The following is a 1,804-nucleotide window of genomic DNA, read 5'->3' as shown; positions in this document are numbered from 1 at the left end:
CCATTATCTATTACAGTAATAAGATTGCGCCCACCACTCTCTATCTTGATCTCTATTTCTGAACTTTCAGCATCTATTGCATTTTCGACTAATTCCTTTACTACGCTTGCTGGTTTCTCAATTACTTCCCCCGCTGCTATACGGTTTATAGTTTTTGTATCTAAAAGAATTATTGCCATAAATTTACCATGAACCCGGTTTTTCCTTTACTTCTTTAGTCTGTTTCTCTCTCCATTTTTTTAACTTACCTGCAATTTCATTGTTAGAAATTGACAATATAGACGCGGCGGTAATGGCAGCATTATATGCTCCACTCTTTCCTATGGACATTGTTGCAACCGATACACCTTTTGGCATTTGCACTATAGACAATAGGCTATCCAGCCCGTTTAGTTGTCTACTATGTACAGGAACGCCGATAACAGGTAAATAAGTGAGTGACGCAATCATACCAGGTAAATGAGCTGCTCCCCCTGCACCAGCTATAATAACCTTAAGACCTTTTTCTTGTGCAGATTTAGCAAAATTGAATAGCCTTTCTGGCGTTCTATGTGCAGATATTATAAATATATCATGCGAAATCCCTAGCTCTTTTAACATATCAACAGCATGAGACATAGTGCTATAATCCGATTCACTTCCCATAATTACAGCAACATCTTTTCTTATTTCTGCCATATTCAACATAATTTTATTTACTAACTAAATAGTGTTTCAGCTAAAAAGCAACAAATATTTGAGTTATATTATGAATATAATATGTAGCATTCTCGTTAAACAGGGATTTGAACGAATATCTGTTTTAAGATATGGGAATATAAACTTCTTATGTAATATGAATTTACAAAATGACTATTTTAGCCTTGCAACTGCGTTCCTCTTGCTGTAAATAGTTTTTTTAGGTAAAATAATAATTAAGATTAAAATAAACTTGGTAAAATATTAACATATAATCAATTTAAAGCTTTATATATTAATATCTATAATTATTTAGTACAAACTATATGATATTAATACTTTGAGATATCAGATTTATGTTGTAATGTCTTACAAAGTTTTTGATAGTGGGTATAAAAAGATTATGGAAATAATAATATCATTAGACAACGGTTTATGCTTTGTAGAAATAAAAAAGAAGCTACTTAGCATAATCAGCGAATTTATAAGAACAAAGTGTTGGACTCAAGCTCGCGCAGCAGAAGAACTAGGTGTTGATCAGCCAAAGATATCACAAATTAAAAATGGCAAAACAGATGGTTTCTCTCTAGAGCGATTGTTAGGATTCCTCAAAAAATTAGGCTTTGGAATAACAATTATAATAACAGAGAATCAAGCAGTAAAATTTAAAGAAGAAAAGGCAAAACATGAAGCTGAGTCTCAATAGAGAAGTTGACATTTTGTTTTTTGTGATACAGTATAAAGCTTATTAAGGTAGTGTTTTATGGCTGAATCTGTTATAGAAAAATGCACAGAGCAGGTGAATAACCGTTTTAAATTAGCTCTATTGGCGAGTCAGAGGACACATGATTTAAATACAGGGGCAAGTAGTCCAATTGAGGCAGCTAAGTTTAAAGGTCACAAGAATACCATCATTTCTTTATACGAAATATCAGAAAGACAGGTAGATACTCATGAATTATTTAGCCTTTTGGTAAGCAGATGCAAAGAATACATGAAAGGAAATGTGAGTAATGCCTACAGCAGTAATACAAGTAAGCTAGAAAAACTACTAAATTTTTCTTATGACCAGTTCAACATAGATTCCGATATGGATCAAGGAAGTGTTAATATTCAGGATGATGAA

4 protein-coding genes are annotated in these 1,804 nt (G+C 32.5%); 2 read left to right on the top strand and 2 right to left on the bottom strand.

Annotated features, from left to right (window positions below; all coding sequences use genetic code 11):
* Together IHO13_RS05220 and purE are read right to left on the bottom strand one after the other, a co-directional pair.
* Window positions 1-179, bottom strand: a 179-nt coding sequence (locus IHO13_RS05220) for an ATP-binding protein (RefSeq protein ID WP_368666887.1), incomplete at its 3' end; no start/stop codon positions are given.
* 4 nt (window positions 180-183) lie between these two features.
* Complete coding sequence (gene purE, locus IHO13_RS05215; RefSeq protein ID WP_410543373.1) at window positions 184-678, bottom strand: 5-(carboxyamino)imidazole ribonucleotide mutase; 495 nt, start codon at window positions 676-678, stop codon at window positions 184-186.
* Window positions 679-1,042: 364 nt separating this feature from the next.
* On the opposite strand from purE, the gene IHO13_RS05210 reads away from it, so the two are divergent.
* Together IHO13_RS05210 and rpoZ are read left to right on the top strand one after the other, a co-directional pair.
* On the top strand, window positions 1,043-1,384 hold the full coding sequence (locus IHO13_RS05210; RefSeq protein ID WP_410543347.1) for a helix-turn-helix domain-containing protein: 342 nt from the start codon (window positions 1,043-1,045) through the stop codon (window positions 1,382-1,384).
* A gap of 57 nt (window positions 1,385-1,441) precedes the next feature.
* A partial coding sequence (gene rpoZ, locus IHO13_RS05205) for a DNA-directed RNA polymerase subunit omega (protein WP_225538587.1) occupies window positions 1,442-1,804 on the top strand: 363 nt, incomplete at its 3' end.

Source organism: Wolbachia endosymbiont of Mansonella perstans (assembly GCF_020278605.1).
Classification (GTDB): Bacteria; Pseudomonadota; Alphaproteobacteria; order Rickettsiales; family Anaplasmataceae; genus Wolbachia.
The sequence above is the reverse complement of the archived record's forward strand: the minus strand, read 5'-3'. Positions and strand labels throughout refer to the sequence as shown.

Coding starts and splice junctions, on each gene's coding strand:
- purE (WP_410543373.1), bottom strand. CDS start 678: ATGGCAGAAATAAGAAAAGATGTTGCTGTAATTATGGGAAGTGAATCG.
- IHO13_RS05210 (WP_410543347.1), top strand. CDS start 1,043: ATGTCTTACAAAGTTTTTGATAGTGGGTATAAAAAGATTATGGAAATA.